General features: G+C 65.6%; 18 protein-coding genes. 13 read left to right on the top strand and 5 right to left on the bottom strand.

What is annotated here, in order from left to right:
* Positions 1–99: 99 nt before the first annotated feature.
* From parE to RT614_RS21670, 4 genes are all read left to right on the top strand, one after another.
* Entirely contained in the window at positions 100–2,061 is a 1,962-nt protein-coding gene (parE, locus tag RT614_RS21685) for a DNA topoisomerase IV subunit B (RefSeq protein ID WP_313624188.1), read from the top strand.
* Positions 2,061–2,657 carry a YcxB family protein gene (locus RT614_RS21680; RefSeq protein WP_313624187.1) on the top strand — a complete coding sequence of 199 codons (597 nt, stop codon included), beginning with the start codon at positions 2,061–2,063 and terminating at the stop codon, positions 2,655–2,657. Before parE ends, RT614_RS21680 begins: the two co-directional genes overlap by 1 nt.
* Before the next feature lie 45 nt (positions 2,658–2,702).
* Complete coding sequence (gene parC / locus RT614_RS21675) at positions 2,703–5,033, top strand: DNA topoisomerase IV subunit A (protein ID WP_313624186.1); 2,331 nt, start codon at positions 2,703–2,705, stop codon at positions 5,031–5,033.
* A gap of 79 nt (positions 5,034–5,112) precedes the next feature.
* Positions 5,113–6,312 carry a DUF418 domain-containing protein gene (locus tag RT614_RS21670; RefSeq protein WP_313624185.1) on the top strand — a complete coding sequence of 400 codons (1,200 nt, stop codon included), beginning with the start codon at positions 5,113–5,115 and terminating at the stop codon, positions 6,310–6,312.
* On the opposite strand, the gene RT614_RS21665 is transcribed toward RT614_RS21670, so the two are convergent.
* From RT614_RS21665 to RT614_RS21650, 4 genes are all read right to left on the bottom strand, one after another.
* The gene (locus tag RT614_RS21665; RefSeq protein WP_313624184.1) at positions 6,313–8,931 is read right to left on the bottom strand and encodes a TRAP transporter fused permease subunit; all 2,619 of its coding nucleotides are present in this window, start codon (positions 8,929–8,931) and stop codon (positions 6,313–6,315) included.
* 139 nt (positions 8,932–9,070) lie between these two features.
* A complete protein-coding gene (locus RT614_RS21660) occupies positions 9,071–10,075 on the bottom strand; it encodes a TAXI family TRAP transporter solute-binding subunit (RefSeq protein ID WP_313624183.1) in 1,005 nt (334 codons plus the stop codon).
* Positions 10,076–10,229: 154 nt separating this feature from the next.
* Entirely contained in the window at positions 10,230–11,570 is a 1,341-nt protein-coding gene (locus RT614_RS21655) for an aspartate aminotransferase family protein (protein WP_313624182.1), read from the bottom strand.
* A 48-nt stretch (positions 11,571–11,618) separates the two neighbouring features.
* On the bottom strand, positions 11,619–12,551 hold the full coding sequence (locus tag RT614_RS21650) for a MurR/RpiR family transcriptional regulator (RefSeq protein WP_313624181.1): 933 nt from the start codon (positions 12,549–12,551) through the stop codon (positions 11,619–11,621).
* Positions 12,552–12,821: 270 nt separating this feature from the next.
* On the opposite strand from RT614_RS21650, the gene RT614_RS21645 reads away from it, so the two are divergent.
* The 6 genes from RT614_RS21645 (at position 12,822) to RT614_RS21620 (ending at position 17,694) form a co-directional block, all read left to right on the top strand.
* Complete coding sequence (locus RT614_RS21645) at positions 12,822–13,370, top strand: MarR family winged helix-turn-helix transcriptional regulator (RefSeq protein ID WP_313624180.1); 549 nt, start codon at positions 12,822–12,824, stop codon at positions 13,368–13,370.
* The gene (gene ectA, locus RT614_RS21640; protein WP_313624179.1) at positions 13,367–13,927 is read left to right on the top strand and encodes a diaminobutyrate acetyltransferase; all 561 of its coding nucleotides are present in this window, start codon (positions 13,367–13,369) and stop codon (positions 13,925–13,927) included. The genes RT614_RS21645 and ectA overlap by 4 nt, the downstream gene beginning before the upstream one ends.
* Positions 13,928–14,049: 122 nt before the next feature.
* Complete coding sequence (ectB, locus tag RT614_RS21635; RefSeq protein ID WP_313624178.1) at positions 14,050–15,357, top strand: diaminobutyrate--2-oxoglutarate transaminase; 1,308 nt, start codon at positions 14,050–14,052, stop codon at positions 15,355–15,357.
* A complete protein-coding gene (locus RT614_RS21630; RefSeq protein WP_056571502.1) occupies positions 15,354–15,752 on the top strand; it encodes an ectoine synthase in 399 nt (132 codons plus the stop codon). Before ectB ends, RT614_RS21630 begins: the two co-directional genes overlap by 4 nt.
* Before the next feature lie 15 nt (positions 15,753–15,767).
* Complete coding sequence (thpD, locus tag RT614_RS21625; RefSeq protein ID WP_313624177.1) at positions 15,768–16,694, top strand: ectoine hydroxylase; 927 nt, start codon at positions 15,768–15,770, stop codon at positions 16,692–16,694.
* A 127-nt stretch (positions 16,695–16,821) separates the two neighbouring features.
* Complete coding sequence (locus RT614_RS21620; protein WP_313624175.1) at positions 16,822–17,694, top strand: MOSC domain-containing protein; 873 nt, start codon at positions 16,822–16,824, stop codon at positions 17,692–17,694.
* Between the two features lie 19 nt (positions 17,695–17,713).
* Here RT614_RS21620 and sugE read toward each other — a convergent pair whose 3' ends face one another.
* Positions 17,714–18,031, bottom strand: a complete 318-nt coding sequence (sugE, locus tag RT614_RS21615; RefSeq protein WP_313624173.1) for a quaternary ammonium compound efflux SMR transporter SugE — start codon at positions 18,029–18,031, stop codon at positions 17,714–17,716.
* Between the two features lie 208 nt (positions 18,032–18,239).
* Between sugE and panD the strand changes: the two genes are divergently transcribed.
* The 3 genes from panD (at position 18,240) to RT614_RS21600 (ending at position 21,107) form a co-directional block, all read left to right on the top strand.
* On the top strand, positions 18,240–18,608 hold the full coding sequence (gene panD / locus RT614_RS21610) for an aspartate 1-decarboxylase (protein WP_050446262.1): 369 nt from the start codon (positions 18,240–18,242) through the stop codon (positions 18,606–18,608).
* A 69-nt stretch (positions 18,609–18,677) separates the two neighbouring features.
* Complete coding sequence (locus tag RT614_RS21605) at positions 18,678–19,724, top strand: CDP-6-deoxy-delta-3,4-glucoseen reductase (protein ID WP_313624172.1); 1,047 nt, start codon at positions 18,678–18,680, stop codon at positions 19,722–19,724.
* Between the two features lie 126 nt (positions 19,725–19,850).
* On the top strand, positions 19,851–21,107 hold the full coding sequence (locus RT614_RS21600; RefSeq protein WP_313624171.1) for a D-amino acid dehydrogenase: 1,257 nt from the start codon (positions 19,851–19,853) through the stop codon (positions 21,105–21,107).

The following is a 21,107-nucleotide window of genomic DNA, read 5'->3' as shown; positions in this document are numbered from 1 at the left end:
ATCGGACCTGGTCAGGTCGTGCGCATCCCACCCGGAGCCGCGCAGAATCTAGGCTTATCCGTAAAATGTCGGTTTTTTTCCACAGATGTTGGGGATAACTTGGCCACTCCACGTTACAACGAGGCGTCCATTCGCGTCCTGAAGGGACTGGAGCCCGTGCGCCAGCGCCCGGGCATGTACACCCGCACGGAAAACCCGCTGCACGTCGTGCAAGAGGTTATAGACAACGCCGCAGACGAGGCCCTGGCCGGCTACGGCAAACAGATCCAGGTCACGCTGCATGCCGATGGCAGCGTGTCCGTCGAGGACGACGGACGCGGAATTCCCGTCGGCCTGCATCCCGAAGAAAATGCGCCCGTCGTCGAACTGGTGTTCACGCGCCTGCACGCCGGCGGCAAGTTCGACAAGGCCGGCGGCGGCGCCTATGCCTTCTCCGGCGGCCTGCACGGCGTTGGCGTGTCCGTCACCAATGCGCTGGCGACCCGGCTGGAAGTCGTGGTCTGGCGCGATAACGCGGTGAGCCGCCTGGTCTTCAAGGGCGGCGACGTCGCCGAGCCCCTGGCGCCTTACGACCAGGGCGGCCGCAAGAAATCCGGCACCCGAGTTCGCGTCTGGCCGGACGCCAAGTATTTCGACAGCCCGAACATCCCGCTGGGCGAACTCACTCACCTGCTGCGCAGCAAGGCCGTGCTGCTGCCGGGCGTGAAAGTGACGCTCGTCAACGAGAAAACCGCGGATACCAAGACCTGGCAATACCAGGACGGCCTGCGCGGCTACCTGGCCGAGGCCCTGACCGGCGCCGAACTGATGGTGCCTTTCTTCGAAGGCCAGCAGTACGCCGGCGCCGACCACGAAAACTTCGCGGAAGGCGAGGGCGCCCAGTGGGTGGTCGCCTGGACGGAAGACGGCAACGCCGTGCGCGAGTCCTACGTCAATCTGATTCCCACGCCGGCCGGCGGCACGCACGAATCCGGCCTGCGCGAAGGCCTGTTCGGCGCGGTGAAGGGCTTTGCCGAACTGCACAGCCTGCTGCCCAAGGGTGTGAAGCTGCTGCCCGAGGACGTGTTCGCCCGCGCCAGCTTCGTGCTGTCCGCCAAAGTGCTGGACCCGCAATTCCAGGGCCAGATCAAGGAACGCCTGAACAGCCGCGACGCAGTCCGCCTGGTGGGCGGCTTCGCCAAGAGCGCCCTGGACCTCTGGCTGCACAGCAACGTCGAATACGGCAAGAAGCTGGCCGAACTGGCCATCCGGCAGGCGCAAGCGCGCCAGCGTTCGGCCCAGAAGGTCGAAAAGCGCAAGAGCTCGGGCGTCGCCGTGCTGCCCGGCAAGCTGACCGATTGCGAATCCAGCGACGCCTCACGCACCGAAGTGTTCCTCGTCGAGGGCGATTCGGCCGGCGGCTCGGCCAAGATGGGACGCGACAAGGAATTCCAGGCCATCCTTCCGCTGCGCGGCAAGGTGCTCAATTCCTGGGAAGTCGATCGCGACCGGCTGTTCGCCAACAATGAAATCCACGACATCTCGGTGGCCATCGGCGTGGACCCGCACGGTCCCGGCGATACTCCCGACCTGTCGGGCCTGCGCTACGGCCGCATCTGCATCCTGTCGGACGCGGACGTCGACGGCTCGCACATCCAGGTGCTGCTGCTGACGCTGTTCTACCGGCACTTTCCCAAACTGGTCGAAGCCGGGAATGTGTACGTGGCCAAGCCGCCGCTGTTCCGCCTGGACGTCCCGGCGCAAGGCAAGCGGCCCGCCCGCAAGATCTACTGCCTGGACGAAGGCGAACTCGAGGCCGCGCAGGACAAGCTGCGCAAGGAAGGCGTGCGCGAGGGCGCCTGGTCCGTCAGCCGCTTCAAGGGCCTGGGCGAAATGAACCCCGAACAGCTCTGGGAAACCACCATGAATCCGGATACGCGCCGCCTGCTGCCCGTGGGCTACGGCGACCAGACGCCGGACGACACCACCCGCATGTTCGACATGCTGATGGGCAAGGGCGAATCCTCGCAGCGCCGCGCCTGGATCGAAGAGAAGGGCAACCTCGCGGAGCTCGACATCTGATGACGCTCTCCGCGCCCGGACAAGCCCGCATGACCGTCGACCTGACGGCCGACGACTATGCGGATTTCGCCGCCTATGTGTACAAGCGGCCGGAACTGCGGCGCCGCCGCTACCGGTCCCACTTGCGGTTTGCCGTACTGATGATCGTGGCCCTGCTGGCCTACCTGATGTGGCAGACCTGGGACGGCAAGGGCCCGAACTGGGGCCTGCTGTTGCCGGTGTACTTCCAGGGGCTGGCGGTGGGCCTGGGCATCCTGGCCCTGCTGGCGTTGTCCTACGAATACGTGCTGCCCGGACTCGTCAGGATGAACACGCGCCGCATGCTGGCCCGGCAGCCCGACACGCTGTATCTGGGTCGGCACGAGCTCGACTTCGGACCCGACGGTATTTCGGACAGCACCGCCACGGCGTCCGGACGCATGGACTGGACCGACGTGCGTCGGGTCGAGGAAACCCCGCAACACCTGTACGTCATCCTTGGCACCCTGCAGGGCGTGATCATTCCCAAGCGCGGGCAGGACGCCGCCACGCTGGAGGCGGTGCGCGCCCAAGTGCGCGCGCACGTCGCCGACACCCAGCTGGCCCCGTCCTCCTGAGGCGCATCGGCGCCGCTTCGATGAAATTGTCTAACTGAATACATCATGACCGACAGCAATCAACCCGGCCTGTTCGACTCCACCCCGCCCGGCGGCGACGGCGACGGCAACGCCGCCATCACGCTGGCGCGCTATGCGGAGCAGGCCTATCTGGACTACGCGGTGTCCGTGGTCCGCGGCCGCGCGTTGCCCGACGTGGGCGACGGGCAGAAGCCCGTGCAGCGCCGCATCCTGTTCGCCATGCAGGCGATGGGGCTGGGCGCCGGCGCCAAGCCCGTCAAGTCCGCGCGCGTCGTGGGCGACGTGCTGGGTAAGTATCATCCGCACGGCGACCAGGCGGCGTACGACGCCATGGTGCGCATGGCGCAGGATTTTTCGCTTCGCTATCCGCTCATCGACGGCCAGGGCAACTTCGGTTCGCGCGATGGCGATAACGCCGCCGCGATGCGATACACGGAAGCCCGACTGACTCCCATCGCCCGGCTGCTGCTGGACGAACTGGACGAAGGCACCGTGGACTTCGTGCCCAACTACGACGGCAGCCAGCAAGAGCCGCAGATGTTGCCGGCGCGGCTGCCCGTCATGCTGCTGAACGGCGCCTCGGGCATTGCCGTCGGGATGGCCACCGAAATCCCGCCGCACAACCTGCGTGAAGTCGCCCGGGCTTGTGTGGCCCTGATCAAGCAGCCGCAGCTGCCGGACGAAGAACTGTACGCAATGGTCCCCGGGCCGGATTACGCCGGCGGCGGCCAGATCATCACGCCCGCGGCCGATATTGCCCAGATCTACAGCGGCGGCCGCGGATCCCTGAAAGTGCGCGCCCGTTGGCAGTTCGAGGAACTGGCGCGCGGCCAGTGGCAATTGGTGGTCAACGAGCTGCCGCCCGGCACGTCCGGCCAGAAGGTGCTGGAAGAAATCGAGGAAATCACCAATCCCAAGGTGAAAACCGGCAAGAAGAGCCTGACGCCCGAGCAGACGCAGTCCAAGGCCGTCATGCTCAACCTGCTGGACGCCGTGCGCGACGAATCCGGCAAGGACGCCGCGGTGCGCCTGGTATTCGAGCCCAAGACCTCGCGCGTGGACCGCGACGAATTCGTCAACACGCTGCTGGCGCAAACCAGCATGGAAGGCAGCTCGGCCATCAACCTGGTCTGCATTGGCACCGACGGCCGGCCGCGCCAGAAGGGCTTGCGCGACATCCTCGTCGAATGGCTGGCGTTCCGCACCAACACCGTCGTGCGCCGAACACGCTACCGCCTGGACAAGGTCATTGACCGCATCCACGTGCTGGAAGGGCGCATGGTGGTCTACCTGAACGTGGACGAGGTCATTCAGACCATCCGCGAATCCGACGAGCCCCGCGCCGCGCTGATGGAACGCTTCAAGCTGTCCGAACGGCAGGCCGAGGACATCCTGGAAATGCGCCTGCGCCAGCTGGCCCGCCTGGAAGGATTCAAGATCGAGCAGGAATTGGCCGACAAACGCAAGGAACAGGTTGGCCTGCAGGAACTGCTGGACAACCCCATGACGCTCAAGCGCCTCCTCATCAACGAGATCGAGGCCGACGCCAAGCAGTATGGCGACGACCGCCGCACGCTGATAGAGACCGCCGAGCGCGCCGTGCTCGAAACCAAGGTGCTGGACGAACCCGTCACCGTGGTGGTGTCGCAGAAAGGCTGGTTGCGCGCCCGCCAGGGCCACGGCCACGACGCCGCGCAATTCGGCTTCAAGCAGGGCGATGACCTCTACGGCGCGTTCGAGTGCCGCACCACCGACACGCTGATCGCGGTGGGCGATAACGGCCGGGTCTATTCGGTTCCGGTGTCCGGGCTGCCTTCGGCGCGCGGCGACGGCCAGCCGGTCACCACCATGATCGACCTCGAATCCGGCACGCGCATCGTCCACACGATCGCGGCGTCCAGCGACAGCCGCTGGCTGCTGGCAACGCGCGGCGGCTACGGCTTCGCGGCCAAGCTGTCCGACATGATCAGCCGCCAACGCGCGGGCAAGCAGTTCGTCACGCTGGAAGAAGGCGACGAAATGCTGCGTCCCGTGCCGCTGTTTGCTGGCGCGGAGCAACTGGCGCTGCTGTCGCAAAAGGGCAAGTTCCTGGTCTTCGGGCTGGACGAGGTCAAGTCGCTTTCTGGCGGCGGGCGCGGCACGATCCTGATGGGCCTGGACGGCGCGGACAAGCTGGACCAGACCGTGCCTATCGGCCCGTTGGGGTTGCGCGCCACCGGCATCTACCGCAACAAGATGACCGAGGACATCCTGGTGGGCGCCGCCTTGGCCACCTACGTGGGCAAGCGCGCCCGCAAGGGCCGCGCGCTGGACGTGCGGCCCAAACAGCCGCTGCTGTCTCCGGTGCTGGGTTGACACCGACCACCCGTCTGAAGAGCAACGCCGCTGACGGCGCGCGCAAGTTGCGCCGCCAGCATCCCGCTCCGCAACACCCATGAACGGCCCGGGCCACTCGCGCCAGCGGCTTGCCCACGTGGATGCGCTGCGCGGCTTTGCGCTGTTCGGCATCCTCGTGGTCAATATCGGGGTTTTCGCCTCGCCCTTCTACGGGGCAGGCGTGCCCGATCCGGTGTTCTCGGGTCCGGTCGACCTGGCGGTCCGCTGGCTGGTGGCCTGGCTGTTCGAGACCAAGTTCTACCTGCTGTTTTCCTTCCTGTTCGGCTACAGCTTCACGCTGCAGATGGCGGCGGCGGAACGCAGCGCGTCGGCTTTCGCGCCGCGATTCCTGCGTCGGCTGGCGGGCCTTGCCGCGTTGGGCCTGGCGCATGCGGTGCTGTTCTACCAGGGCGACATCCTGGTGACGTACGCCTTGCTGGGCCTGGCGCTGCTGCTATGCCGCCATATGGACCCGGCGCGGGCGCTGCGCATTGCGCTGTGGCTGATCGTGCTGGCTTCTGCGGTATGGGCCATCCTGGGCGGGCTGAGCCTGCTGGATCCGGTGCAGCCCAGCTACGCGGCGCTGTACAAGGCCGACGCGCTTGCTTCCATCGAGGCCTACCGCGGCACCATCGGCACCACCATCGCCCAGCACATCAAGGAACTGACCGAAACGATCTGGTTCATGGTGCTGTTCGTGCAGGGGCCGTACGTCTTTGCGATGTTCCTGGCGGGCTATGCGCTGGGGCGGCGCAATGCGCTTGCCGACCCGTGGCGCGCACCACGCGCGCTGGGGCTGCTGTGCGCATTGGGCCTGTTGCCGGGACTCGCGGGCGCGGCGGCGTACGCGACGTCCGCCATGCCGCAGATGAGCGCCGTGTGGGAACTGCCCGGCCTGGCGGCCGGCCTGCTGACTGCGCCGCTCCTGAGCCTGTCCTACGGCGCGGCGTTCCTGCTTGCGCTGCGCACGCGGGTGGGCAGATGCGTGGGCGCATGGCTGGCGCCCGCCGGCCGAATGGCGCTGACCAACTATCTGATGCAGTCCGTGATCTGCGCCTTCGTGTTCACGGCCTGGGGCCTGCGGATGTTCGCCGCTGTTTCTCCGCTTGCCGCCTTCGCCATCGCGATCGTCATCTTTGCCCTGCAGCTACCGCTGTCGGCATGGTGGCTGCGGCGCCATGCCTACGGCCCCGTGGAGTGGTTCCTGCGGGCGCTGACGCTGGGGGCGCGGCCCCCCTGGCGACGACTGGCCGACTGACTAGGCGGCGCGGGCTCGCAGACGGCTCGCCGGAGCGCCGCCGTCTCGCCGGCCCTGGCGCGCCCACATGCCGGCCAACATCAACAGCGCCGGAACGTACACCCAGAAATCCGACCAGCGCTGCGGATTGGGCGCCTTTACGTTCACCACGTCCCAGCCCTGTTCCCAGCCGGCGCGTTGCGCGCGGCTGCCGAAACGGACGCCGCCGATCTGGATCTGGTCGCCCAGGCTCATCAGCGTCAGTCCGGCGTCGGCCAGGCGCTTGCGCCCGGCGTCGGGCGCCGTGCCGCCGCTTTCCAGGGCGGGCAAGGCCACCGCGACCGTCTTGGTCAATTCGTCACCTTCCAGATTGATGCCCCTGAGCACCACGGTCAGCCGGCCGTTGTCGGGCAGGGCGGCCGCCGTGGCCAACATCTCGGAGGCGGGGCGGTCTTCGTGGCTGGGTGCGAAATGATCCATGAACCAGTCGGGCCTGAACAGCATGAACGTGACCAGCAGCAGCACCACGACTTCCGCCAGCGTGCAGCGCGTGCGGAACCATCTCATGGTGGCGGCGGCGAAGGTCAGCGACGCGATCGTCGCGCCCGTCACGACCAGCGCCAGTTGCCAGCCGTAGTTCACGTCGATCAACAGCAGCATCGGATTGAAGACGAACATGAACGGCAGGATGGCCGTGCGCGCCGCGTAGGTCACGCCCTGGATGCCGGTCTTGATCGGATCCTCGCCCGATATGGCCGCGGCCGCGAAGGTGGCCAGGCCCACGGGCGGGGTGATGTCAGCCATGATGCCGTAATAGAACACGAACATGTGGACGGCGATCAGCGGAATGACCAGGCCGTTCTGCGCGCCCAGCTCCACCACCACGGGCGCCATCAGCGTGGCCATCAAAATGTAGTTCGCGGTGGTGGGCATGCCCAGTCCCAGGATCAGGCACACGACGGCGGTGAAGATCAGCATCAGCAGCACATTGCCCATCGACACGAGTTCGACGAAAGCCGTCATGCGCAGTCCCAGCCCGGTCAGGGTGATGGCGCCGACGATCAGGCCGGCGGTGCCGCAGGCGATGGCGATGCCGATCATGTTGCGGGCCCCATCCTGCAGGCCGCCGATGGCGTCGCGCCATCCCTGCCGCCAGGCCGGGGCGGCTGGCTGTTTGCGGAACCAGGCGATGAGCGGGCGTTGCGTGACCATCTGGAACAGCATCGCCATGGCCGCCCAGAATGCCGACAGGCCGGCGGACAGTTCCTCGACGCTCAGGCACCAGACCAGGATGCCGATCGGGATCAGGAAGTACAGCCCCGCCCGGACCGTCGGCCAGGGCTGGGGGCGCACCGGGTGGTTGATGTCGATGTCCTGGGGCAGGTCGGGGTGACGGGCGGCCACGCGCAGCAGCCACAGGTACAGGCCCGCCAGGAGGGTCAGCAGCACCCATATGGCCGCCGGCCCGGCCAGCGCCTGGACGCCCGTGCCGATCCAGTACACCGCGCCCATCACCAGCAGCGTGCCGCTGATGCCCATGCCCCAGCCGGCCAGCTTCTGAAGTGGCGTGCGCGCGGGGCCGGAGGCCATCATAGGCTGGATGCCCAGCTTCAGGGCCTCGAGGTGGACGATGTAGAAGAGCGCGATGTACGAGATCGCGGCTGGCAGGATGGCGTGGCGGATGATGTCGGTATAGGGAATGCCCACGTACTCGATCATCAGGAATGCGGCGGCGCCCATGACGGGCGGCATGATCTGCCCGTTGACCGATGAGGCCGTCTCGATGGCCCCGGCGCGCACGCCGCCATAGCCCGCCTTTTTCATGAGGGGAATCGTGAAGATGCCGCCCGTCACCACATTGGCGACCGACGACGCCGACACCAGGCCGTTGACCGCCGAGGACACGACCGCCACCTTGGCTGGTCCGCCGCGCAGGTGCCCCAGCAATGCGAACGACACCTGCATCATGTAGTTGCCCGCGCCGCACTTGTCCAGCATCGAACCCAGCAGCACGAATATGAAGATGTACGACACCGACACGCCCAGCGCGACGCCGTACACGCCCTCGGTGGTAAGCCACATGTGCGACATCAGCCGTTCCACCGACGCGCCGCGGTGCGCCAGCACGTCGGGCAGCCACGGGCCCGCCAGCGCATACGCGACGAACACCAGCCCCAGCACCGTCATGGGCAGGCCGAGCGCGCGGCGCGTGACCTCCAGCAGCAGGGCCAGGCCGATCACGGCGGTGCCCACGTCCATCGGCGTGGGCTGGCCGGGCCGGGCGGCCAGCTCGTTATAGAACACGTACAGATAGCTGCCGCAAAAGCCCGCCGTCAGCGCCAGCACCCAGTCATACCAGGGCATGCGGTCGCGCGGCGAACGCTTGCTGGCCGGATAGGCCAGGTAGCCCAGGAACATGGCGATGCCCAGGTGCAGCGCGCGGGCCTCGGTGTCGTTGAAAATGCCCCAGTTCAGCGAGAACGGTATCGGCGACGCGTACCAGAGCTGGAAGAAGGACCAGATCAGCGCGCCGGCGGCCAGCGTGGCGCCGGCGATGCCGCGAGCGTCGCGGCCGCCGCGGTCAGCCTCGGCGACGAGCTGTTCCAGATCCGGGGTCGGCGCGTGCGACTCTTTTGTCATGTGATTCCCCTGCATGTCGTGGCGCGCGTCCAAGCCGGCACGCGCGATGTGTTCCCGCGCGTCGGGCGAGCGGGAAGCGGCAGCTCGCCCGGCTCCAAGGCGCGGGCCTCGAGTCCGGGCGGTGCCGGTGCGGCAGGCCTTACAGCAGGCCCTTTTCCTTGAAGTACTTCTCGGCGCCCGGATGCAGCGGCGCCGACAGCCCGTTCTTCACCATGTCGGCGGCCTTCAGGTTGGCGAAGGCGGGGTGCAGCTTCTTGAAGTCGTCGAAGTTGTCGAAGACGGCCTTGACCACGGTGTAGACCGTGGCGTCCGGCACGTCGGCGGACGTGACGAAGGTGGCGGTCACGCCGTAGGTCTTGGTCTCGTTGGGGTTGCCCGGATACAGCCCTGCGGGAATCGTGGCGTGCGCGTAATACGGGTACTTTTCGACCAGCTTGTCCACGGCCGGCCCGGTCAGCGGCACCAGCTTGGCGCCGCAGCTTGTGGTGGGATCCTGGATGTTGGCGGACGGGTGGCCGACGCCGTAGAAAAAGCCGTCGATCTTGCCGTCGCACAGCGCCGAGCCATGCTCGTCCGGGCGCAGCTCGGAGGCCAGTGAAAAGTCCTTCAGTGTCCAGCCCATCGTGGCCAGCAGCTCTTCCATCGACGCGCGTGTGCCCGAGCCCGGATTGCCGACGTTGAAGCGTTTGCCCTTCAGATCTTCAAAGCCTTTCACGCCGGACTCCTTGCGCGCCACGACGGTGAAAGGCTCCGGGTGGATCGAGAATACCGAGCGCAGCTTCGGGTATGCGCCCGCCTGCTTGAACTGGCCTTCGCCGTTGAAGGCATTGAAGCCGACGTCGGATTGCACGACACCCAGGTCCAGCTCGCCGGCCTTGATGGTGTTGGCGTTGAAGACCGAGCCGCCGGTCGATTCGACCGAGCAGCGGATGCCGTGGGTGGCGCGGTCTTTGTTGACCAGGCGGCAGATTGCGCCGCCGGCGGCATAGTAGACGCCGGTGACGCCGCCCGTGCCGATACTGACGAACTTCTGTTGGGCGGCGGCCGGAGCCGGCGCCGCGGACAGCAATGCCGTCGCCAGGCCCGCCGCGGCGAGCGTCCAGGCATTGCGATGGCCCAAGGGGTGTTTGACGGACGTGGTCATGCAAACTCCTTTTGGGGTTTTTCCCCGTGATTTGCCGGTCTCTGCCGGCGGTTGGCAGCCCCGCGAGCCGCGGGTCGCCCTGTGCTGAATCATCACGTGCCCGTTGGTGGCGGGCCGTGCGCGCGGATCCCAGGTTCGCGCGCGCCGGCGGCGGCTAGCCGCCGGTCTGGCTGATGGCCGCGTCGATCGCGCCGGCCAGCCGTTCAGTCAATTGGTCGAGTTCGTCGTCGGAAATGATGAAGGGCGGCGCCAGCAGCACGTGGTCGCCGTGGCGGCCGTCGATGGTGCCCCCCATCGGATAGACCATCAGGCCGCGCGCCATGGCTTCGCGCTTGATGCGCGCGTGCAGCGTCAACGCCGGGTCGAAGGTCTGCTTGGTGGCGCGGTCCTGCACGAGCTCGACGCCCATGAAAAGGCCGCGTCCGCGGATGTCCCCCACGTGAGGATGGTCGCCCAGCGTTGCTTCCAGGCGTTGCCTCAGGCCGGCGCCCTGGATTCGAACTCGTTCCAGCAGGTTGTCGCGGCGGATCACTTCCTGGACGGCCAGCGAGGCCGCGCAGGCCGTTGCGTGGCCGAGATAGGTGTGGCCGTGCTGGAAGAATCCGCTGCCCTGCTGCATGGCGTCGACGATGCGCCGCTGCGCCATCACCGCCCCGATGGGCTGGTAGCCGCCGCCCAGGCCTTTGGCGATGGTGATCAGGTCGGGCGTCACGTTTTCCTGCTCCACGGCATAGAGCGTGCCCGTGCGGCCCATGCCGCACATGACTTCGTCGGCGATGAGCAGGACGCCGTGGCGGTCGCAGACCTCGCGGATACGGCGGAAGTAACCGGGCACGGCCGTCACGGCGCCGGACGTGGCGCCCACCACCGGTTCGGCTACGAAGGCCATGACGGTGTCGGGTCCCAGGCGTTCGATCGTCTGTTCCAGTTCAACGGCCAGGCGCTCGCCGTACTGATCGGCGCTTTCGTTTTCGCGCTGGTCGCGATAGGCGTAGCAGGGCGAGACATGCTCCACGTCGATCAACAGCGGCGCGAACTGCGCGCGTCGCCAGGCGTTGCCGCCCACCGCCAGCGCGCCTAGCGTATTGCCGTGGTAGCTCTGTCGGCGCGCGACGATATGGCGGCGTTGAGGCTGGCCGGTTTCGACGAAATACTGGCGGGCCATCTTCAAGGCCGCTTCCACGGCTTCGGATCCGCCGGACACAAAATAGGCGTGCGAGGTGCCCGCCGGCGCGTCGGCCACCAGCCGGTCGGCCAGCTGTTCGGCGACGTCGGTCGTGAAGAAGCTGGTGTGGGCGTAGGCCAGCGCGTCGATCTGTGCGTGCATGGCGGCCTGGACGTCGGGATGGTTGTGCCCCAGGCAGGACACCGCGGCTCCGCCGGAGCCGTCCAGATAGGCGCGGCCAGCGCTGTCATGGATCCACACACCCTGGCCGCGCACGGCGACGGGAGGTGTCTGGCGTAGAGAACGATGCAGGACGTGTGTCTGGCTCATGCTGCGGTTTCCGTAGATCTAGGGTTAATGATGGCTGTGGTGCGTGCCTCAGCCGGGCCGGCGCGCGCTTGCGCCAGTCCAGTAGACGCCATCGGCGCGCAGCCGCGCTTCCACTTCGGTCAGGCGGTTCAGCACCGCCTCGCCGCCGCGAGCGGTCAGGCGGGCGATCAAATGTTCCGCCAGGCCCAGCAGACCGGCGGTGGTGTGGAAGAAGGATCCCGGGCCCTGGCGCGCGGGCCGGGCTCGCACACCGTCCCGGTCCGGCGGCGCGAACCGGAGCGTGTGGCGGGCGTCCATGGCCAGCGGCGACAGCGGATCGTCGGTCAGCGCGACCAGCGCCACCCCGCGCTGCGCGGCCTGGCGCGCCAATTGCACAGTGGCGGTGGGGTAGGGCGCCTGTGAGATAACGATCAATGCGTCGCCCGCGTCCAGGTTGTCGATCTGTTCGGCGGGCGCCCCGCCCATGCCATCGATCAGGACGCTGTTGCGGCGCACCAGCTGGTAGGCGTAGCGCATCTGGAAGGCGATGCCGAAGGCGGATCGCGTGCCCAGGAAGCCCACCTGCCGCGCTTCCAGCAGCGTCTGCACCGCCGCGTCGAATGCCGAGGGCGGGTTCAGCTTGCACACCGACGCCATCGCCTGGACCTGATAGTCGGTAAGGACGTCATGCCCGGGATCGGCGTCGGCGCCGGCCGCCGCCTGCAGGGCGGCAGCACGGTCGCGCAACCCCGGCTGGCTTTGTCCCGCCAGAGCCTGTTGGAACGGCTGGCGAAAACCTTCATAGCTGTCGTAGCCGACCGCCCGGGCCAATCTCAGCATGGTGGCGGGCGCAACGCCCAGCGCCACCGCCTGCCGCCGCATTGACCATAGGCCCACTTCCGCCGGATGCGCCACAACCCAGTGCGCCGCCCGTTGCAACTCGGGTGGCAGTTGCTCCAGCTTTTCCTGAAGCGTGGCGAGGAGGGCGGACGGCAGGGACATGTCAGGTCGGGAAATAATTGAAAAAACAAATGGTAGATAAATGCTAGCGAATAAAACATATGTTTTTTATAGGGACTTCCCCCATGGAAAAGCCGCGCATGGCGGTTTCCGAATCCCTCTCGGCGGATTCAAGTCCAGCCATAGTGCTGTCATCATCGGCAAATCAGCGTTCATTTATTTACATCGTGCCGGACGTTTTTGTTTGACTCGAATAAATCGGGCGCATATCATTTGTGTAGAAATGATTTGACCGAACCACCCTCCGTAACCATGACTGACGCCGCGAAAACCGATCCCTCACAGCAGTACGACCTGCGCATATTGCGAGCCCTGCGCCGCATCACGCGCTCGATCGCGCTGCATTCGCGCCAGTTGTCCGCGGTCAGCCACATCACGGCGCCGCAGTTGATGTGCCTGCGCACGGTCATCGCAAACGGGCCGATGACGGCCACGGCGATCAGTCGCGAGATGCACGTCAGCCCCAGCACCGTGGTGGGCATCCTGGATCGCCTGGAAGACAAGGGATTGATCCGCCGCGAGCGCGGCCGGGAAGACCGCCGCATTGTGTTCGTCACGGCTACGGATGTGGGTCGGGAATTGGCGCAAGGGGCGCCGTCGCCGCTGCAAAAGCACCTGGCCGACGCCCTGAATGCCTTGCCGGAATTGGAACAGGCCACCATCACGCTGTCCCTTGAGCGCATCGTGACGCTCATGGAACAGGATGGCCAGGCCGCAGTCGACACGCATGGAGACGTGTCGTCGCCCATCCTTGAAGTGCCCACGGGCGGGGCACCCCCAGAATCGGGAATCGTTGCATGAAGAAAAACGAACTGGACACCCCAATACTCTCAAGTGCCGTGGCGCCGGCAGTCAGCGCGCAGACCCACACGATGCGTCTGCCCGACCGCAAAGACGGCGCCGCCATCCACCGCCTCATTTCCGAGTGCCCGCCGCTCGACCTGAATTCCCTCTACGCGTACCTGCTCCTGTGCGAGCACTTTCGCGACACCTGCGTCCTGGCCGAAAGCGCCGGAGGACGCATCAACGGTTTTATCTCCGCCTATGTGGACCCGTCCCGTCCAGACGTCCTGTTCGTCTGGCAGGTCGCGGTGCACGCCCGCGCTCGCGGCCATCGCCTTGGCCGCGCCATGCTTCGGGAACTCTTGCAGCGCAAGAACCTGGCGCATGTCCGCTATCTTGAAACCACGGTGGGGCCTGACAACCAGGCTTCGCGCCGCACCTTCGCCGGGCTTGCCGGCGAGGTAGGCGCCCACGTTTCCGAACAGCCGTTCTTCGACCGGCAACTGTTTGGCGGCGCGGACCATGACGACGAGATGCTGTTAAGGATAGGTCCGTTCGCCTTGCCGTCCCCCTAGGGGTGGCGCCGGCCTGACGGACTTATCGAATTACCGGGATGGTTGACCGTCCGGATGCGCGTCGCGCACCCGGAGGGAGCTGGCCGTCTGTCAATTTATGAGATGAAAAGGGAGGATTAATCATGGACTTGAAGATCTTTGACCGCATGGAGTCGGAAGTTAGGGGCTACATCCGGTCGTTTCCCGTGATATTCAATCAGGCCCGCGGTTCGACGCTCATCGATGAGGATGGCACCGAATACATCGACTTCTTCAGCGGCGCAGGCACGCTGAACTATGGTCACAACAATCCTGTTCTCAAGGAAAAGCTGCTGGAGTATGTGCAGGCGGACGGCGTCGTCCATGGCCTGGACATGGCCACCAGCGCGAAGAAGCGTTTCCTTGAGACGGTGGATCGCGTGCTGCTCAAGCCGCGCAATTGGCAGTACACCCTGCAGTTCACCGGCCCCACCGGCACCAACGCCGTCGAGGCTGCGCTGAAGATCGCGCGCCAGGTGAAGGGACGCTCCAACGTGATCTCGTTCACGCATGGATTCCACGGCGTCAGCGGCGGATCGCTCGCCGCCACGGCCAACATGAAGTTCCGTGACGCCGCGGGCTACGCCCTGGGCAACACGACGTTCATGCCCTACGACGGATACTTCGGTCCGGACGTGGACACCATGTCTTATCTGGAACGCATGCTGGAAGATCCCAGCAGCGGCATGGACAAGCCGGCTGCCGTCATCGTGGAAACGGTGCAGGGCGAGGGCGGCGTGAACGTCGCCACGCTGCGCTGGCTCAAGGAACTGGAAAAACTGTGCAAGCGCCACGACATGCTGCTGATCGTGGACGACATCCAGGTCGGCTGCGGCCGAACCGGCACGTTCTTCAGCTTTGAAACCGCCGGTATCCGTCCGGACATCATCACGCTGTCCAAGTCGCTATCCGGTTTCGGCCTGCCGATGTCGCTGGTGCTGATGAAGCCCGAGCATGACATCTGGAAGCCGGGCGCGCACAGCGGCACCTTCCGCGGCAACAACCTGGCCTTCGTCACCGCGACGCAGGCGCTGGAAACCTACTGGACCAACGCCGCGTTCACCGCGGACATCCAGCGCAAGGAACGCCTGGTGGGCGACTGGCTGGAAAACCTGGTGCATAGCTATCCCAACGCCGGCCTGTCGGCGCGGGGTCGCGGCCTGATCCAGGGCCTGGTGTCCAACAGCAACCCGGCGCTGTCCAACCGCATCGCCCAATGCGCCTTCAAGAAGGGCGTCGTGATCGAAACCTCGGGCGCGCATGACGAAGTGCTCAAGCTGCTGCCCGCGCTGACGATCGAGGAGTCGCTGCTGGCCAAGGGCCTGGATCTGATCGAGGCCAGCGTGGCTGAAGCGCTGGCCGATGAGGGGCAGTCTGCCCGAATCCTGAAATTTGGAGGAAAACGTCAATGATCGTACGCAATGTCAAAGATGTGATCGGCACCGCCGACGAAGTCCGCACCGACACCTGGGTCAGCCGCCGCGTGCTGCTGAAGAAGGATGGAATGGGCTTTTCGTTCCACGAGACCACCATCTTTCCGGGCGGCCGCACGCACATCCACTACAAGAACCATCTTGAGGCCGTGTGGTGCATCGAAGGCGACGGTTCGATCGAGACCATCGCCGACGGCAAGAAATACGACTTGGGCCCCGGCGTGGTCTACGCGCTGAACGAGAACGACGAGCATTGGCTGTGCGGCGGCAAAGAACCGCTGCGCGTCATTTGCGTCTTCAATCCGCCGCTGACCGGCCAGGAAGTGCACGACAAGGAAGGTGTCTACGCGCTGCCCGATGCCGTCGCGGCCTGAAACAAGGAGGTTCGCATGATCTCACCCGCTCAGGATCCGTACGCGTCTCGTACGGATCGAAGTTCCGCCATCATTTCGCGCCAGGACCCCGTGGTCTACGAGGACGGCAAGTACGCCAGCGCCTTGAGCAACGAGCAGGTCGGCCAGTACGACCGCGACGGCTTCCTGCTGCTGGAAAACCTGTTCTCGGAAGCCGAAGTCCGTGCGCTGTCGGCCGAGGTCGAGCGCATGACGCGCGATCCGTCCATCGTCCGCCGTGAAGAATCCATTACGGAGCCCGGCAGCAACGCCGTGCGCTCGATCTTCATGGTGCACGTGCTCAATCCGATGTTGGCGCGCCTGGTGCGCGATCCGCGGCTGGTCAACGTGGCGCGTCAGATTCTCGGCTCGGAGGTCTACATCCACCAGTCGCGGGCCAACATGAAGCCGGGGTTCAAGGGCAAGGAGTTCTACTGGCACTCCGACTTCGAAACCTGGCACGTCGAAGACGGCATGCCCTCGATGCGCGCGCTGAGCTGCTCGGTGCTGCTGACCGACAACAACGAGTGCAATGGTCCGTTGATGCTGGTTCCCGGTTCCCACCGGCAGTTCATCTCGTGCGTGGGCGAGACGCCCAACGAGCACTACAAGCAGTCGCTGAAGAAGCAGGAATACGGCGTGCCGGATCCTGTCAGCCTGCAACTGCTGGTGGAGCAGGGCGGCATCCGCTCCATGACGGCCAAGGCCGGCTCGGTGGTGTTTTTCGACTGCAACACGATGCACGGATCGAACAGCAACATCTCGCCGTGGCCGCGCGCCAATGTCTTCATGGTCTACAACAGCATGGAGAACACGCTGAGCCCGCCCAAGTACGGGCTGACGCCGCGTCCCGAGCACATCGCGACGCGCAAGGGGTTCAAGGCGGTCACGCCGCTCGACGCGCTGAAGCTGGTCGGCGGCTGAGCCGGCTGGTCGTTCGGAAACAGCCCGGGCCTTGGCCCGGGCTTTTTTTCGTCCGGCCGCGGTGCTGGACGGATGCAATTCTTGTATTCTCACCGGCATCCGCAACCGCTCCGCCTCCCCCGCCGCCATGTCCGCCCGCATCCTCAGCCTGCATATCTATCCCGTCAAATCCTGCGCGGGCATCGACCTTGTCGAATCGCCCATCGACCGTGCCGGCCTTGCCCATGACCGGCGATGGATGGTGGTGGACGCGGACGGCCAGTTCATGACGCAGCGGCAATGGCCCGCCATGGCGCTGATCCGCACGGCCCTCACGCGTGATTCACTGCGCCTGTCGGCGCCGGGCATGCCGGATCTGGACGTCCCACTGGACGGGTCGGAGCTGCAAGCCGGGATTGAAACTGTGGGCGTCTGGAGCGACATCACTTCCGCGCGTCGCGAAGGCGCGGCGGCAGCCGAGTGGCTTTCCGGATTCCTCAAGACGCCATGCCGCCTGCTCAAGGTGGACAGCGCCGCGCGCCGCAATGCCAAGCCCGACTGGGTGTCGCGTTGGGTGGATGCGCACCCCGACCTGGCCGATGCGTTCGTGGGCGAACACTGTTTTGGCTTCGCCGACGGATTCCCGCTGCTGGTGGCAAACCAGGCGTCGCTGGACGAACTGAACACCCGTTTGCAGGCCAAGGGGGTGTCGCCGGTGCCGATGGACCGGTTTCGTCCGAACATCGTGGTGGATGGCGAGTGGGGACCCTACGACGAGGACCACACCGCCATGATCACGGCAGCCGGCGTGCGGATGGCTTTCGTCAAGCCGTGCACCCGCTGCTCGATCCCGGACATCGATCAGCGCACCGCAAAGCAGCACGACGAGCCCGGACGCACGCTGGCGGGTTACCGCAATCTGGAAATCGGGGTGGTGTTCGGACAGAACGCCATCCTGGATGCGCCGGCAGGAGCGCGCCTGAAAGTGGGCGACGCAGTCGAAATCGAACTGGACTTCTGACGCGCCGCCCGGCGGAACGTCAGGGCGAGGACAGCTTCAAACCGACCAGCCCCAGTACGATGAAGGCGACGCTGGCGATGCGCAGCCAGCTGGCGGACTCGCCGAACAGCACGATGCCGGCCACGAAGGCGCCGATCGTGCCGATGCCCACCCACACTGCGTAGGCGGTGCCCAACGGCAGCGTTTTCATGGCCAGGGCAAGCAGCCAGAAGCTGATGATCATGCCCACCACCGTCACGACGGACGGCCCGAGCCGGGTGAATCCGTTGGTGTATTTCAGGCCGACGGCCCAGACGATTTCAAACAGGCCTGCCAATACCAGGATGATCCAGGTCATGCACGACTCCCAAGATTGCATTGCCGGCGAGCACCGGCATAAATAGGGGTCGTCCCCGGAAATAGCGGCAGCCATTTGACTGCCCGCAGCAACGGGCCGTCCCGCTGCGGCAAAAATTATAGAATACCGGCTTTCGACGGCAAATCCGGGTGCCGGGAATCAACTCTAGCAACACTTCGCGATCCGGGCCGCGAAACCAGGAAATTTTATGCAACGCATCATGCTGCGGGCAAAGCTGCACCGCGTCACGGTCACCGAAGCCGACCTTCACTATGAAGGCTCTTGCGGCATCGACGAAGACCTGCTGGACGCTGCCGGCATGCGCGAGTTCGAACGCATCGAACTCTACAACGTCACCAACGGCGAACGCTTCGACACCTACATCATCAAGGCCGCTCGCGGCAGCGGCGCCATTTCGCTGAACGGCGCGGCTGCGCGCCGTGCCCAGGTCGGCGATCTGCTGATCATCTGCACGTACGGCCCCATGTCCGAAGAAGATTCGGCCACGCACAAGCCCCAGGTGGTGCTGGTGGACGACGCCAACCGCGTCAAGGAAATCCGCAAGTTCCCGGCTTGACGCCGGGCCGGGCGAAGCGCCATCCCGGCCGTGCCGGATAGCGCTTCGTCGCCTCTGAACCGTTTCATCATGAGCTTCCAGGTCATCATCCAACCCAGCAAGCATCAATTCCCGGTCGAGCCCGGCCAGACCGTGCTCGACGCCGCGCTGGCGGCGGGCATCGTGCTGCCCTATAGCTGTCGCAACGGCGCATGCTCCACCTGCAAGGGCAAAGTGGTGTCCGGGGAGTTCGACGCCGGCCAGTACCCCGCGCAGATCCTTTCGCCTGAAGAGCTGGCCGACGGCTACACGCTGTTCTGCCAGGCTCGTCCCGAGTCCGACCTGGTGGTCGAATCGACCGAAGTGCGCCTGGCCAGCGATATCCAGATCCGCAAGCTGCCGTCGCGCGTCCAGACCATGGAGCGCGTCGCGCCCGACGTCACGGTGCTCAAGTTGCAGTTGCCGGCGTCCGAACAATTCCGCTACTACGCGGGCCAATACGTCGAAGTCATCCTGAAGGACGGCCGCCGCCGCAGCTACTCCATGGCCGGCGCGCCGCATACGGGCAGCCCGCTCGAACTGCATATCCGCCACATGCCAGGCGGTCTCTTCACCGACCACGTCTTCGGCGCCGGCGATACGCAGATGAAAGAACGCGAGATCCTTCGCCTGGAAGGGCCGTTCGGATCCTTCTTCCTGCGTGAAGACAGCGACAAGCCCATCGTGCTGCTCGCCAGCGGCACCGGCTTCGCGCCGGTCAAGGCGATCGTGGAGCACATGATCCACAAGAACATCGCCCGCTCGGTCACGCTGTACTGGGGCGGCCGCCGCCCGCAGGACCTCTACATGAACGAGCTGGCGCAGTCCTGGACCGCGCAACTGCCTGGTTTCAACTACGTTCCCGTGGTTTCCAACGCCTTGCAGGAAGACAACTGGACCGGCCGTACCGGCTTTGTCCACGAGGCCGTCATGAGCGACGTCGCCGATCTTTCCGGGCATCAGGTCTATGCTTGCGGCACCCCGCTGATGGTGGATGCGGCGCGGCGCGAGTTCAGCGCCCAGAACGGGCTGCCGCCCGAAGAGTTCTACGCGGACGCCTTCACGTCCGAGGCCGATCTGGCGAAGGCCGGGTCGTAAGTAATATGTTTTTTTATTACTTAGGCGGCTGCAAAACGGCAAGGTAAACTGCCTTTTGCAGCGGCTTGCCGGGGGCGCGGACATCGGGTCCGCGAACGGTACCGGCACGCAAGGAGCGATGCGCGCATGAAAGTAGCGGTATTGGGTAGCGGCATTATCGGCATCTCCAGCGCCTGGTGGCTAAGTCAGGCGGGACATGACGTCGTGGTCATAGACCGCTGCACCGGTCCCGCCCAGGAAACCAGCCTGGCCAACGGCGCGCAGATTTCTGTTTCCTACGCCGAACCCTGGGCCAATCCCCAGGCGCCGCTCAAGCTGCTCAAATGGATGTTCCGCGACGACGCCCCGCTGCTGTTCCGTCCTCAACTGGATTGGCGGCAATGGATGTGGGGGCTGGCGTTCCTGCGCGAATGCCTGCCCAGCCGGCTGGCCCCGAACATCCGCGCCATGGTCCGCATGGCCGAATACAGCCGCGCCACGCTGCGCGGCATGCGGGCGGAACTGGGCATCCAGTACGACCACCTCGAACGCGGCATCCTGAATTTCTACCGCGATCCCCACGAATTCGAAAATTCCCAGCGCGCCGCCGGGTTGATGCGTGATTTCGGCGTTGAACGCCGCGTGGTGTCCACCGACGAAGTCATCGCAATAGAACCGGCGCTCGCACGGCATCGCAACACCATCGTCGGGGGCGATTTCACCCCGGAAGACGAAAGCGGGGACGTGCACCTTTTTACCGTCGCCCTCGCCGAACATTGCGCCCGCGCTGGCGTCGAATTTCGCTACAACACGCGGGCCACGCGGCTGCTGACTACCGGCGGCGCCGTACAGGGCGTCGAAATCATCCAGCCGGACGGCCGCTACGCCAACCTGGCCGCCGATGCCTACGTCGTCGCGATGGGCAGCTTCAGCCCAGCGCTGTTGCGTCCCCTCGGCATCCCTTGCAACGTGTATCCGGCCAAAGGCTACTCGGCCACGTTCCCAATCCTGAATCCCGGTGCGGCCCCCACTGTCAGCCTCACCGATAGCAGTCACAAGGTCGTGTTCTCGCGGCTGGGCGATCGCCTGCGCATGGCGGGCACGGCGGAACTGTCCGGCTATTCTCGCAGTCTTAATACCGGTCGCTGCGAGGCCATGACTCGCCTGGCTCAGGAACTTTTTCCCGACGCGCTCGATTTCGAACGCGTCAGTTACTGGTCGGGCTTGCGCCCGTCCACTCCCTCAAACGTGCCCATCATCGGTCGCAGCCGTATCCCCAATTTGTTTATCAATACAGGACACGGTACGCTCGGTTGGACGATGGGTGTTGGCTCGGGCCGGGCGTTGGCCGATCTCCTCAGCGGACGCCGGCCAGAACCGGAATTCCCTTTTCTTGGTTTGTGA

This window comes from Achromobacter sp. (assembly GCF_032102605.1).
Taxonomy (GTDB): Bacteria; Pseudomonadota; Gammaproteobacteria; order Burkholderiales; family Burkholderiaceae_B; genus Achromobacter.
Note: the sequence above shows the minus strand (reverse complement) of the source record. Positions and strands in the feature narration are given on the sequence as shown.